We start from the raw sequence: 13,206 nt of genomic DNA on the forward strand, positions 1-13,206 counted from the left end.
AATCAGTCACCTGATACATCAACTGACGCACTGCTATCGGGGGCAAGCCCCCTCCCACATTTTGATTGGGTTCCTTCAGCTATTAGGGTACTTCGATGCTATTCAACCAAACCTCACGCCTGGCCAAAATCACCAGCCCCCTCGGGCCGGACGTGCTGTTGCTCAATCAAATGGGTGGCGGCGAAGAGTTGGGCCGGCTGTTCGCCTATGAGTTGCAACTGACCTCCCTGGACGCCAACATCGACCTCAACCAGTTGCTGGGCAAGCCGATGAGCGTCGGCGTGCAACTGGCGGACGGCGGCGAGCGGCACTTTCACGGCATCGTCGCGCAGTGCAGCCAGAGCATCGACCAGGGCCAGTTCGCCAGCTACCAGGTGACGCTGCGCCCGTGGCTGTGGCTGCTGAGCCGCACGTCGGACTGCCGGATTTTCCAGAACCTGAGCATCCCGCAGATCATCAAGCAGGTGTTCCGCGACCTCGGCTTTTCCGACTTCGAAGACGCCCTGAGCCGGCCGTATCGCGAGTGGGAATACTGCGTGCAGTACCGCGAGACCAGCTTCGATTTCGTCAGTCGCTTGATGGAACAGGAAGGCATTTACTACTTCTTCCGCCATGAACAGGACCGCCACGTGCTGGTACTGGCCGATGCCTACGGCGCCCACGCCACGGTGCCGGGCTACGCGTCGATTCCGTACTACCCCAAGGACGAGCAGCAACGCGAACGCGACCACCTGTACAACTGGCACCTGGCCCAGCAAGTGCAGCCGGGCTCGCTGGAGCTCAACGACTACGACTTCCAGCGCCCCAGCGCGAGCATTGACGTGCGCTCGGCGATGCCGCGCCCGCACGCCGCCGGCGACTACCCGCTGTACGACTACCCCGGCACCTACGTGCAAAGCGCGGACGGCGAACACTACGCGCGCACCCGCATCGAAGCCCTGCAAACCCTGCATGAACAAATAGAATTCAACGGCAACGCCCGCGGCCTCGGTTCCGGCCATCTGTTCAGCCTCACCGGCTTCAGTCGCCAGGACCAGAACCGCGAATACCTGATCGTCGGCTGCCGCTATTACATCGTTCAGGAAAGCCTGGAAAGCGGCGGCGGTTCAAGCTCGGCGCAGTTCGACAGCAGCCTGACCTGCATCGACGCCCAACAAAGCTTCCGCCCGCTGGCCAACACCTATCGCCCCATCGTCAAAGGCCCGCAGACCGCGCTGGTGGTCGGCCCCAAAGGCGAGGAAATCTGGACCGACCAGTACGGCCGCGTGAAGGTGCATTTCTACTGGGACCGCCACGACCAGTCCAACGAAAACAGCTCGTGCTGGATACGCGTATCGCAATCCTGGGCCGGCAAGAACTGGGGCTCGATGCAGATCCCACGGATCGGCCAGGAGGTGATTGTGAGCTTTCTGGAAGGCGACCCGGACCGGCCGATTATTACTGGGCGGGTGTACAACGCGGAGCAGACGGTGCCCTACGATTTGCCGGAGAACGCGACCCAGAGCGGCATGAAAAGTCGTTCGAGCAAGGGCGGCACGCCAGCCAACTTCAATGAAATCCGCATGGAGGACAAGAAGGGGGTGGAACAGTTGTATATCCATGCCGAGCGCAATCAGGACATCGTCGTCGAGGTGGATGAGAGCCATTCGGTGGGGCATGACCGCAACAAGAGTATTGGGCACAACGAGACGGTGACGATTGGCAACAACCGCCTGCGCATCGTCAAGCAGGAAGACATCCTCTCGGTGGGCCAGAGGAAGACCGACAGCATCAGCCAGAGTTACGTCATCGAAGTGGGCGAAAACCTACGCCTGGTCTGCGGCGAAAGCATCCTGGAGTTGAACGCCAGCGGGCAGATCAACCTCACCGGCGTGCAAATCAGCTTCTACGCCAGCGGCGATGCCGAGTTCAACACCGGCGGCGCGCTGCACCTGAACAATGGCGGCGGCCCCGGCGCGACGCCCGATGGTCAAGGCATAAAAGCCAGCATCGACGCCAACATCAAAGCCGCGTTCCCCGCGCCTAAAAGCTCCTGACGAGACCTGTCTTCCATGACGTACCGAATCAACGAATTCCAGTTCCAACTGCCGGCCGGCGAGCTGCAGGACGCGTCGATCAATATCCTCAAGTTCCCCGAACTGGGCACTTCCCTGATCGTCAGCCGCAGCCTGCTCGCCGAAGGCGAAACCCTGCACAGCAATTTCGACGACCAACTCAAGCGCCTGGAAAAACAGGTGCAGGACTTGCGCTGCCAACCGAGCGTCACCGTGCGCTTGGGCGCCGCCCAAGAGGTGGAAGGTATCGAGCTGCGCAGCCAGTTCAACAAGGGCAATGACAAGGTGTTCCAGTATCAGTTGGCGTTGGTGTTGCCGGGGACGCGCAAGATGCTCGCCTTGAGTTACGTCAAGGCAGACACGCTGGGGGATGCCGAGGCGGCGCATTGGGCGACGATCAAGAACTCGCTGTCGTTCGACGCTATTTCTTGATGAGCCACTTGTATGTCTGACGCACTCTGGGCCGCTCGCATGGGCGATGCACTGGCCCACACCTCGATGATGGCCGACATCCTCGGCGGTGTGCTGGAGGTGGCTGCCAATATCGCGATCACTGCGGTGGCGACTGCGGCCGTGGTTGCCGCCACTGGCATTACCGTCGCCACCGGCGGGCTTGGCTGCTTCCTGTTGGGCGCGGTGGTGGGCACGATTGTTGGCCTCGCCATGAGCAAGACCGGTGCAGACAAAGGCCTGACGAATTTATGCGATAGCTTCAGCAATGCCCTTTTCCCGCCCACAGTACAGGCGAATATTCTCACCGGCTCAACCGATACCCTGACTAACAACATCCCTGCCGCCCGGGCCGCCGGGGCGATCAGCTCTCATGTGGCGCCGGCAGGCACCGAACTGGAAGCACCCGAGCCGGAACCCGAGGCCAGTTATCTGGACATGGCCGAAAGTTTCTTCTCGCAGATGTGGCGCCCCACGGTTGCCACTCCGGCGCCAGGCGCCGTGCCAAAGCCGTTGGACTTGGTCGCGTGCATGAAGCATCCACCGATGCCGCCGCAGTTTCTCGCCGAAGGTTCGTCCAAGGTCACGATCAATGGTCAACCGGCGGTGCGCAGCGGCGACCGCAGTACGTGCGACGCCAGCGTGGTGTCTTCCGGGCTGATTTCATCCAACGTGACGATTGGCGGCGGCTCAGTGGTGGTGCGGGAAATCCGCAGCGGCAAGACACCCGGCGTCGGGCTCGCAGTCACGGCGTTGTTGATGCTCAAGGGCGGCAAGGGCAAGTTCTTCAGCAAGCTGCCGTGCATGCTGATCGGCGGCGCGACTTCGATGGCGGTCAGCAGTGCAATGGGCGCGATGGCCAACGCGGCCATGGGCTCGTCCAACCCGGTGCATGCGGCGACCGGCGCGAAAGTGCTGGGCGATGTCGAGGAGCTGGATTTCGTGCTGCCCGGCATCCTGCCAATCGACTGGCAACGCATCTACAACAGCCGCGACGAACGCCCCGGCAGTCTGTTCGGCGCGGGCTGGAGTGTCGCCTATGAGGTGTGCGTCGAGGTCCGCCCTCATCCCGACGGCGGCGATACGCTGGTCTACACCGATGAGCAGGGCCGACCGATCGACATGGGCTCGATTGCCCTGGGCGGCGCGGTGTTCAGTGCCGGTGAAGGACTCTCCGTGCGGCGCCACCTCAACGGGCAGTTGCTGATCGAAAGTGATGACGGCCTGTACCGGCTGTTCGAACCGACCCCGACCAATGCTGGCTTGCTTCGCCTGACTCAGCTCGGTGACCGCAACGACAACCGTATCCACGTCGACTATGACGCCGCCGGGCGCCTGGTGCGCCTGCGCGATACTTTCGATCTGGTGCAAGTCGAACTGGTGCGCGAGCGTGAACGCGTCACTCATATCGAACGCATCTATCCCGATCAACGCCGCGAAGTGCTCGTCAGCTATACCTACGACACGGCGGGAAATCTGGCTGAGGTACGCGATACCACCGGCCAGGTGCAGCGGCGCTTCGCCTACGACGCCGGGCGCCGGATGGTGGAGCATCAGTTGCCCACCGGGTTGCGTTGCTTCTATGAATGGGCGCTGGTCGAAGACCTGGAATGGCGCGTGGTCCGGCACTGGACCGACGAGGGTGACGCCTACCAGTTCGACTATGACTTGAAAGCCGGCCTCACCCGCATTACCGACGGCTTGCAACGCGTCAGCAGCCGCCACTGGAATACCCAGCACCAGATCATTCACTACAGCGACAACCTCGGCCAGACCTGGTTGTTCGAGTGGAACGACGAACGCCAATTGCTCAGTGCCACCGATCCACAGGGTGGGCGCTACGCATACAGTTACGACGAGGCCGGCAACCTGATCGGTGATTCCGACCCGCTGGGCCGCAGCGATTCGACGCTGTGGCTGGAACATTGGGCCTTACCGCTGGTGGAAACCGACGCCGCCGGCCGCAGCTGGCAGTATCGCTACGACCCGCGCGGCAACTGCATCGCCGAAACCGATCCGCTGGGTCATATCACTCGCTATCGCTACGACGCCCATGGACAGGTCGTGGAAATCGTCGACGCCACGGGTAAACGCAAGAAGCTGCGGTGGAATCCGTTCGGGCAACTGGTCGAGCACATTGACTGCTCGGGTTACCCCACGCGCTTCAGCTATGACGAGCGAGGCTATTTGCAGGTCATCACCGACGCCCTCGGCGAACGCACTCAATTCAGCTATGACGCCAACGGGCGTTTGCTCAGCAGCCAACTGCCGGACGGACGCATTGAGCGCTATCAGCGCGATGCCAGCGGCCAGTTGGTGGGCTACACCGACCCGGCCGGGCACACCACGCTCTACCAGCACAACCGTCGTGGCCAGGTACGCCAGCGCACCGACGCCCATGGACGACAGGTGCAATTCGGCTATGACAGCTACGGGCGGCTGCAAGCGCTGGTCAACGAGAACGGCGAAAGCTATCGGTTCGCGTGGGATGCAGGGGATCGGCTGATCCAACAACAAGACCTCGACGGCAGCGCCAAGCGCTACACCTACGACCGGCTGGATAACATCACGGCAGTGACCGCCGCTGCGGCGCCTTATGGCAATGGCTTGGCGATAGTTCCCGAGGAGCCACCGGCCCCCATCATTCATCGGCTGGAGCGCGATGCGGTTGGCCGATTGATTGCCAAGACCACCGACGATGGCCGCACCGACTACAGCTACGATGCAGTGGACCAGCTAACCGCCGTCACCTTCACCGACTTGCAGGGCAATACCCAGGCTCTTGGTTTCGCTTACGACGCCCTTGGCCAGTTGCTTGCCGAACAAAGTTCAGCGGGCAATCTGCACCATCACTACGACGAACTCGGCAACCTGATCCAAACCCAACTGCCCGACGGCCGCTGGCTCAATCGCCTGTACTACGGCAGCGGCCACCTGCACCAGATCAACCTCGACGGCCAGGTCATCAGCGACTTCGAACGCGACCGCCTGCACCGCGAAGTGCTGCGCACCCAAGGCCAACTCAGCACCCGCAGCGAATACGACCGCAGCGGCCGCCTGCGCGCACGCCAGCGCCGCCACGCCAGCCAGCCCTCGTTGATGCCAGCGGCCACGCAAAAACACTTCGAGTACGACCCCGCCGACAACCTGATCGGCAAACTCGACCAGCAACCCGCAGCGCAACATCGCCACCTGCTGCACTACGACGCCACCGGCCGCATCATCGCCAGCCAGGACAACCTGCACGGCCAGCGCGAAACCTTCGCCTACGACGCGGCCGCCAACCTGCTCGACGGCCCGCAACCCGGCGCCGGGCTGGTGGTGCATAACAAGCTGCTGACCTACCAGGACAAGCGTTACCGCTACGACGCCTTTGGCCGCATGATCGAAAAACGCAGCGCCAAACGCGGCGTGCAGCGCTTTGCCTACGACGCCGAAAGCCGGCTGATTGAAGTACGCAATGAAAACGGCAGCGTGCTCAGGATGACCTATGACCCGCTGGGCCGGCGCATTGAAAAAACCGAGCATGGCCGCGACGGCTATCCGCTGGGCGAAACCCGGTTCATGTGGGATGGCCTGCGGTTGTTGCAGGAGCATAAACACAGTCAGACGAGCCTGTATGTCTATGAAGACGAAGGCTACGAACCCTTGGCCCGAGTCGACGGCATCGGCCCGCTGCAGAAAATCCGCTACTACCACAACGATCTGAACGGGTTGCCGGAGCAACTGACCGAAACAGATGGAGAAACGGTGTGGCGCGCGACGTATCGGGTGTGGGGCAACACACTGGAGGAGGTGCGCGAGCCTTATTACATTGAAGAGCAGAATTTGCGGTTTCAGGGGCAGTATCTGGACCGGGAGACGGGGCTGCATTTCAATACGTTTAGGTTTTATGATCCGGATGTGGGGCGGTTTACTACGCCGGATCCGATTGGGTTGACGGGGGGAATCAACCTCTACAAATACGCACAAAATCCCATCTCTTGGATTGACCCATGGGGACTTCTTAATCTCAACACCAACGGCGCTGCAGGTAATTTCGGTGTGTACGAAATTCGAATAGACGGTGAGCTGTACAAGTACGGCAAGGCCGATATGAACCGTGTAACAAAATCCAGCGGCAACCCGACCAGACTTCACCAACAAGTAGAAAAATTAGAACGGCTGAATCCTGGTAAAACGATTAAGGGTACCGTTCTAGAAAGCGGCATAAGCACGACCCAGGCGGCCAAGACCATCGAAACTGCCAAATTGGATGCACATTACAAAAAAACTGGCGGACTGATTCCTGAAGGAAACAAAAAGAGCTATAAAGGCCCTAAATCGCTATGTGGCAAATAAGAGAGGATAAATAATGCGCAACCCATACCCTATCGCCATAAGCGGACTTTTCCCAGATCCCGCTGCTGTTTTTTATGTATCGCACCATGTTAGCCGAATTATTCGAGAACAACTCGAACGCCAGATAATAAACACCGAAGTGTTCGATAAAAAATATGGTGACAATTATTGGCTGAGCCTGAGGGACTCAAGCGTGTCTGGGCTACTGGACCTAAATGTTACAGGCCCTGAGGTATCTAAGAGAAATAAAGCAGTGAGCTACTCCTTGAGAATGCCCAGCCAACCTATCAACAAAGACCCTACAGGCTATGAAAAATACCTTGAGTACCACGAAAAAGGTGTAAAAGAGGTCTTTGATGCATTAAAGATCCAGATGTCGGAGCCAATCGATAGCATTTATAACGCTATACGTAAGGAAGTGCGAAAATTGCCTCCGGACAAACTTAAGAATCCGGAATAAACAACGACGAACTTCAACTATATCACATGAGGCAAACTTATTTAAAATCACAGATCAAATAAATACCCCGCTTAATAAACCCAGGACTAACAGCAAGGTTCTATATTGATATATGGCAGGAACCCATCCTATTGGCTCAATTAAAATCGCACGTCACCAGATCTACGATGAGACTTTTTAATTGGAGGCGCAGCAGCGGAAATTTTCCGTTTGTTGCCAAAGACAGCCACGGCAAACCACATATATTTGAAGTGAAGCGCGGTGCTTGGAAGTTGACCCCAGACACAGGGCCTGGCAGGTAACGTATCAGATATGGGGTAACACGCTAGATAGAGGCGCGCGAGCCTTATTACATTGAAGAGCAGAATTTGCGGTTTCAGGGGCAGTATCTGGACCGGGAGACGGGGCTGCATTTCAATACGTTTAGGTTTTATGATCCGGATGTGGGGCGGTTTACGACGCCGGATCCGATTGGGTTGGACGGAGAGCTTAATCTCTACCAATACGCATCAAATCCGATTGCATGGATCGATCCATGGGGATGGAAAACTTGCGGCGCTGCAAACGGAAATTCCAGACAAAATAACAAGGTAAATCATGTATACGTCATTCGTAACAAAACGACTGGGCAGGTGTACAAATATGGTATCAGCGGTGGGAAAATTTCCAAAAATGGGAAATCTTACCGAGCGCAGTCGCAGGTACGCAGACTTAACAGGGGGAGCTCTGATAAATACGAGTCCGCCATAATCAGAAAAAATGTAACACGCACCAAGGCTCTTAAAGTTGAACAAGGTAGAGTCAATGGCTACTCAGTAGCCGCTCAGCGAGCAGGTCAAACACCTTCATTTCCAAAAGTCGGGATTAATCCTGTGGGCAACTCACTGCCAAATGCGACGAGATAGAAACTCTGATGAGCAAATATTTATCAACACTCGAAATTATTCCAACTACAGACCGCCTGCAGGCTCACAGCGTTCGAGAGGCCGCCGTACTCTATATTTATCTTCTAACGACCACTTGCAAGCTTTCTACTGGTGGAGTTGCCAAAGTGGTTCTTCAGCAAGCGCCAGAGGAAGCAGAGCTGACACTTACAAATGTTTGCACCTACTCTCATCCTTTCAAGCGCTTACAGGACCTGCCGACGGAAGCTACAGACGCCGTTATTCGCCAGTGCTTAATCGACGATATCAATGAGGCGCTCCTATCATTAGCAACTCTCAAAGGTTGGGATACCGACCCAATACATAAACTTCATGCAGCGATTGTCAAACGTGGCTATCAGTTTTCCGGTACTTCAGGCCGCTCACTGAAAAACCCAGCTAAAACGCTCACGGCGTCAGCCGCCTGGCGCACGGATCGATACATTAATATCGGCGTCTTGGTGCAAGGCCCCAAAAACACACCAACCGAGTTTTTTACTGCCACACGAATTGGCATATCGCTGGGACTTTTCGAATCACTGCTAGGCGCTGTTGAATGGGTGGACGATCAAACCATTCGCCTTTTCCAAGCAAACAAGCGCGACTATTGGGAAATTGATACGATCTCTAAAGAGGTGAAATTCCACTTCCCCAGAGCTGAGTCCGGTGATGCCCATGGAGAGTTTGATCTGGGTAAAATGTACGTTGATGGATGGATAGTCGAACAGAATTTTGAACAAGCCCGGCAGTGGTTGGAGCGCTCCGCTGCTCAAGGTTTCTCTCGAGCAGTCAAACTTTTGCAGCGCATGAATGACGGCGACACAAACCTCGCGGATCCGGTGATGAACAGCAAAAAATGATTCCGGGGTATATTCCTCTTGCATCCCGATTACTGGCTGCTCCTCATACACTCTGCGACCTGACAGAGCAATATTGTTACGACTAACCGCACGTGTACCTGCGCTCACGCCACCGTTGCCTACACCGGCACAAAAGCAGTTCGAGCATGCCGCCGCCAACCTGCTCGACGGCCCGCAACCCGGCGCCGGGCTAGTGGTGCATAACAAACTGCTGACCTACCAGGACAAGCGTTACCGCTACGACGCCTTTGGCCGCATGATCGAAAAACGCAGCGCCAAACGCGGCGTGCAGCGCTTTGCCTACGACGCCGAAAGCCGGCTGATTGAAGTACGCAATGAAAACGGCAGCGTGCTCAGGATGACCTATGATCCGCTGGGCCGGCGTATTGAAAAAACCGAGCATGGCCGCGACGGCTATCCGCTGGGCGAAACCCGGTTCATGTGGGATGGCCTGCGGTTGTTGCAGGAGCATATGGACCGGGAGACGGGGCTGCATTTCAATACGTTTAGGTTTTATGATCCGGATGTGGGGCGGTTTACGACGCCGGATCCGATTGGGTTGGAAGGTGGCCTTAATCTTTACCAATACGCGCCAAACCCAATTGGATGGGCCGATCCATGGGGCTGGGCGTATGCAGGGGTGGACTTTACTGGCAGCAGTGACCTGTATCCGATAAAAGGCTCACACAGAAATATCGTGACGATCAAGATGCAAGGCTCTAGATCGCGCGACTTTACTCAAGCCTACAAAAAAGCAGGTATTCCTAGAAGCGCCAAGAAACACTATACCTGGCACCAGGTTGATGACTTCGACGTAAAATCCGGCAATACAACAATGCAGCTTGTCAGAAAATCTGCCCATGAGGCTACGTACCCACATGGCGGTTCAGTTGCACAGTATGAAAAACACTTCAAAGTTAAAGGGCGGACTTGCCTAAACAAATCCGCCACTCTCCACTCTTGAATCAAGAGTCTATCAAAACTACGTTACATCCGATTCTACAAGCGTTATCAATCTTTTAATCATTCTGTTCATGTGCCTGTGGCGCAGTTCAATCGCATCCATACGAGACTTGTCAGTCGGTGCATCCGACGACTTCGGCGCTTCATACGGTCTATAAACAAGGTCGTATCGTGTACCCAGGTCTTGCAACTGGGCTTCTATGCCATCCATGGTTTTTTCTTGATTGGTCAAGCGCCCGGCTGTGTCTTTTGGTGCCTCCGATTTTTTACTAACCGCATTAGCCTCAGATCCTTCGTTAATGGAAAGGATCTGGTTGACCATCAACTCTGTTTTTATTTCACTGTCTTCGAGGCGCGCGTCTATTTTTTGCTTTTCTGTTGCTGCCGGGTCTACGGTCGTGGTCGTGCCGTCCGCGTTCTTTTTTGCCGCGCCTGGCATTGCAGCTTGCGCTTCGATTCTATCGATGATGGCTTTGGAAGCCAAATGTTCCCCCACATTCAAGGGGATATTCACCAGTGAATTTACCCCCCCACTGATAAGTGAGTTGCGCGCGCTGGACGCCAGTTCAGAAGAGAGCGGCGGGAACCCATTTTTATCGTGTAGATCGTTAATATTTTGCGTGGTCTTGAAAGAATCCTTAATGCCAGGTGACGCGGCTTTGGGGTTTGGCAGAGGATGGGAGCCTCCTTGTCTATTTGACCTCGGATTGGAGCCCCCTGATCCATTTGCCTGAGAATTCGGACCTCCTTGCCCATTTACGTGAGAATTTGAACCTCCTTGCCCATTTGCCTGAGAATTCGGACCTCCTTGCCCATTTACGTGAGAATTCGAACCTCCTTGCCCATTTGCCTGAGAATTCGGACCTCCTTGCCCATTTACGTGAGAATTCGAACCTCCTTGTCCATTTGCCTGAGAATTCGGACCTCCTTGCCCATTTACGTGAGAATTCGAACCTCCTTGTCCATTTGGCGGAGTACCGGATCCACTTCCGGAACCTCCACGTCCACTTGACCCTCCCCCCCTGCGTCCTCCGCCAGCCTTAGTAGCGCCACTTAACACAGAAGCACCTATTTTCTCATTACTCGTCGTGGGATATTCAATACCCCCTCCGTTACCCGCATTCGAACCATATACAATCTTCGAGGAGTCAGCCGTTTGCTGCCCATTACCCGACGTCAACGGAACTGAGTTTCCTGGCACAGTTGGCTGAGGTGATGGAGTATTTGGAGGAATATAAGTTAGATCAGTGAGTTTCATTGAGACACCTCTTTAAAATAGTCTTGAGCGCGTCCCTGCAATCTCGACTAATAGGTGGCGCCTCGTACCCATTAAGTTCCAGTGCGTAAGTAATCGTCCTTTACAAACAATAAAAAACTCTGCCCCGCTAATACTAATAACTGTATAAGCCGTGAGCCCCCTCCTTGCGCCTCGATTGCTTTTCCCCGCGCACAAAAAATGGGCACCCGACCCAGTCGGCGTGCCCACTTTTTCTACCTCCCCGCCCCCTTCGAGACGATACCGCTATTACGGGTTGACGCTGTCTTTGAGCGACTTGCCCGGCTTGAACGCAACGGTATTGCTGGCCTTGATTTTCACAGGCTCACCGGTTTGCGGGTTTTTGCCGGTGCGGGCGCCGCGGTGGCGTTGCAGGAAGGTGCCGAAGCCAACCAGGGTGACGCTGTCCTTGCGGTGCAGGGCGCCGGTGATTTCTTCGAGAACGGCGTTGAGGACGCGATTCGCCTGTTCTTTGGTGAGGTCCGCTTTTTCAGCGATGGCGGCTGCGAGTTCTGGTTTACGCATAAGTGAAGCCTCTTTGACGGTTTTTTGTTGTTATGTCCGTGCTGCTCTCTAATGGAGCAGCGCCCAAGGCGCCGCAGGCTCTACTCTGCGGCAGACGGGAGTGAGGATGGCATGCCCTCGGACGCTGCGCCAGTCTCGTGGCGACCTTTCTAGGGTGAAAAATAGGGTTATTCCGACAGAACGACCAGTATTTACGCCAGCAGCGGCGGAAGTTCTTTGTTCAACGCCAGTTTTTCCATCACGGCGCTGCCGGTCAGCGCGTAGCCCAGCAGGCGGCCGCTGGCATCGCGGCACAGGGCCTTGATGTCGGCGCCCTGCCCTTCGACGCTCCACACGCCTTCGGTGCCCCGTGGCGGTGGCGAAACCACCAGCGGGCAGACCGGGGTTTTCACGGTGACCGGCATCGGCCCGTAGCTGACGGCCGTGGCGTTGCCCGCCAGCGTCTGGGCCAAGGCGCGGGCGCAGCTCATCAGCGGCATGACGTACAGCAGGTTCAGGCCATCGACCTCGGCGCAGTCGCCCAGGGCATAGATGTTGGCGTGGGAGGTCTTGAGGTGGCGGTCGACCACGATCCCACGGTTGACCTGCAAGCCGGCAGCCGCGGCCAGGTCGACACGCGGGCGCAGGCCGATGGCCGAGACCACCAGGTCGCACTGGATCACTTCACCGTCCGACAGGTGCGCTTCCAGACCTTCGGCGCTGCGTTGCAGGCGGTTGAGCACCGGGCCCAGGTGGAAGCGCGCCCCAAGGCCTTCCAGCCCGGCTTGTACCGCTGCGGCCGCCGCTGGGTGCAGCAGGGTCGGCATGACTTGCTCGCACGGTGCCACCAGGTCGATTTCGTAGCCGCCGAGGATCAGGTCGTTGGCGAATTCGCAGCCGATCAGGCCGGCGCCAAGCAGCAGCACGCGGCGTTTACCGACGGCTGCCGCGCGAAAGCGGGCGTAGTCTTCAAGATCGTTGATCGGGAAAATCAGCTCCGCGGCGTCGCCTTCGACCGGCACGCGCACGGTTTCCGCGCCCCAGGCCAGGACCAGGTCGCGGTAAGTCACCGCTTCTTCGCCGATCCACAAGCGCTTGTGGCCCGGGTCAATACCGGTGATACGGGTATGAGTGCGTACCTCGGCCTTGAGTTGCTCGGCCATGGCACCGGGTTCAGCCATGCTCAGGCCATCGGCTTCCTTGTTCTTGGCAAAGCCGGTGGAGAGCATGGGCTTGGAGTAGGAGCGCCCATCATCCGCGGTGATCAGCAACAACGGGGTATCGCTGTCGAGCTTGCGAAACTCGCGGGCCACGTTGTAACCGGCGAGCCCTGTGCCGATGATCACGACAGGTGCGTTCATTCCTTTCTCCTTGT

General features: G+C 57.1%; 8 protein-coding genes and 2 pseudogenes. 7 read left to right on the plus strand and 3 right to left on the minus strand.

The window, feature by feature from the left end; all coding sequences use genetic code 11:
- Window positions 1-95 precede the first annotated feature (95 nt).
- From PverR02_RS30930 to PverR02_RS30960, 7 genes and pseudogenes are all read left to right on the plus strand, one after another.
- Complete coding sequence (locus PverR02_RS30930; RefSeq protein ID WP_079444941.1) at window positions 96-2,036, plus strand: type VI secretion system Vgr family protein; 1,941 nt, start codon at window positions 96-98, stop codon at window positions 2,034-2,036.
- 15 nt (window positions 2,037-2,051) lie between these two features.
- The gene (locus tag PverR02_RS30935) at window positions 2,052-2,486 is read left to right on the plus strand and encodes a DcrB-related protein (protein ID WP_079444942.1); all 435 of its coding nucleotides are present in this window, start codon (window positions 2,052-2,054) and stop codon (window positions 2,484-2,486) included.
- A 12-nt stretch (window positions 2,487-2,498) separates the two neighbouring features.
- A complete protein-coding gene (locus PverR02_RS30940) occupies window positions 2,499-6,845 on the plus strand; it encodes an RHS repeat-associated core domain-containing protein (RefSeq protein ID WP_079444943.1) in 4,347 nt (1,448 codons plus the stop codon).
- Window positions 6,846-6,858: 13 nt separating this feature from the next.
- Window positions 6,859-7,305: a hypothetical protein gene (locus PverR02_RS30945; RefSeq protein ID WP_057005220.1), complete on the plus strand. Its 447-nt coding sequence runs from the start codon at window positions 6,859-6,861 to the stop codon at window positions 7,303-7,305.
- A 283-nt stretch (window positions 7,306-7,588) separates the two neighbouring features.
- Window positions 7,589-8,210: pseudogene (locus PverR02_RS30950) on the plus strand (RHS repeat-associated core domain-containing protein); the annotation flags it as partial.
- 8 nt (window positions 8,211-8,218) lie between these two features.
- Complete coding sequence (locus PverR02_RS30955) at window positions 8,219-9,088, plus strand: tetratricopeptide repeat protein (RefSeq protein ID WP_079444945.1); 870 nt, start codon at window positions 8,219-8,221, stop codon at window positions 9,086-9,088.
- A gap of 148 nt (window positions 9,089-9,236) precedes the next feature.
- Window positions 9,237-10,052, plus strand: a pseudogene (locus tag PverR02_RS30960) (RHS repeat-associated core domain-containing protein); the annotation flags it as partial.
- 18 nt (window positions 10,053-10,070) lie between these two features.
- Here the strand turns inward: PverR02_RS30960 and PverR02_RS30965 are convergent.
- From PverR02_RS30965 to PverR02_RS30980, 3 genes are all read right to left on the minus strand, one after another.
- Complete coding sequence (locus tag PverR02_RS30965; protein WP_227778753.1) at window positions 10,071-10,565, minus strand: type III secretion effector protein; 495 nt, start codon at window positions 10,563-10,565, stop codon at window positions 10,071-10,073.
- A gap of 1,011 nt (window positions 10,566-11,576) precedes the next feature.
- Window positions 11,577-11,852 carry an HU family DNA-binding protein gene (locus PverR02_RS30975; protein ID WP_003213368.1) on the minus strand — a complete coding sequence of 92 codons (276 nt, stop codon included), beginning with the start codon at window positions 11,850-11,852 and terminating at the stop codon, window positions 11,577-11,579.
- A gap of 191 nt (window positions 11,853-12,043) precedes the next feature.
- Window positions 12,044-13,192: an NAD(P)/FAD-dependent oxidoreductase gene (locus PverR02_RS30980; protein WP_017849991.1), complete on the minus strand. Its 1,149-nt coding sequence runs from the start codon at window positions 13,190-13,192 to the stop codon at window positions 12,044-12,046.
- Between the last annotated feature and the right edge of the window lie 14 nt (window positions 13,193-13,206).

The sequence above is a fragment of the Pseudomonas veronii genome, from assembly GCF_002028325.1.
GTDB classification, from domain to species: domain Bacteria; phylum Pseudomonadota; class Gammaproteobacteria; order Pseudomonadales; family Pseudomonadaceae; genus Aquipseudomonas; species Aquipseudomonas veronii.

Excerpts from the sequence above, each read along its gene's own strand:
- PverR02_RS30930 (WP_079444941.1), top strand. The coding sequence starts at position 96 with ATGCTATTCAACCAAACCTCACGCCTGGCCAAAATCACCAGCCCCCTC.
- PverR02_RS30935 (WP_079444942.1), top strand. The coding sequence starts at position 2,052 with ATGACGTACCGAATCAACGAATTCCAGTTCCAACTGCCGGCCGGCGAG.
- PverR02_RS30940 (WP_079444943.1), top strand. The coding sequence starts at position 2,499 with ATGTCTGACGCACTCTGGGCCGCTCGCATGGGCGATGCACTGGCCCAC.
- PverR02_RS30945 (WP_057005220.1), top strand. The coding sequence starts at position 6,859 with ATGCGCAACCCATACCCTATCGCCATAAGCGGACTTTTCCCAGATCCC.
- PverR02_RS30955 (WP_079444945.1), top strand. The coding sequence starts at position 8,219 with ATGAGCAAATATTTATCAACACTCGAAATTATTCCAACTACAGACCGC.
- PverR02_RS30975 (WP_003213368.1), bottom strand. The coding sequence starts at position 11,852 with ATGCGTAAACCAGAACTCGCAGCCGCCATCGCTGAAAAAGCGGACCTC.
- PverR02_RS30980 (WP_017849991.1), bottom strand. The coding sequence starts at position 13,192 with ATGAACGCACCTGTCGTGATCATCGGCACAGGGCTCGCCGGTTACAAC.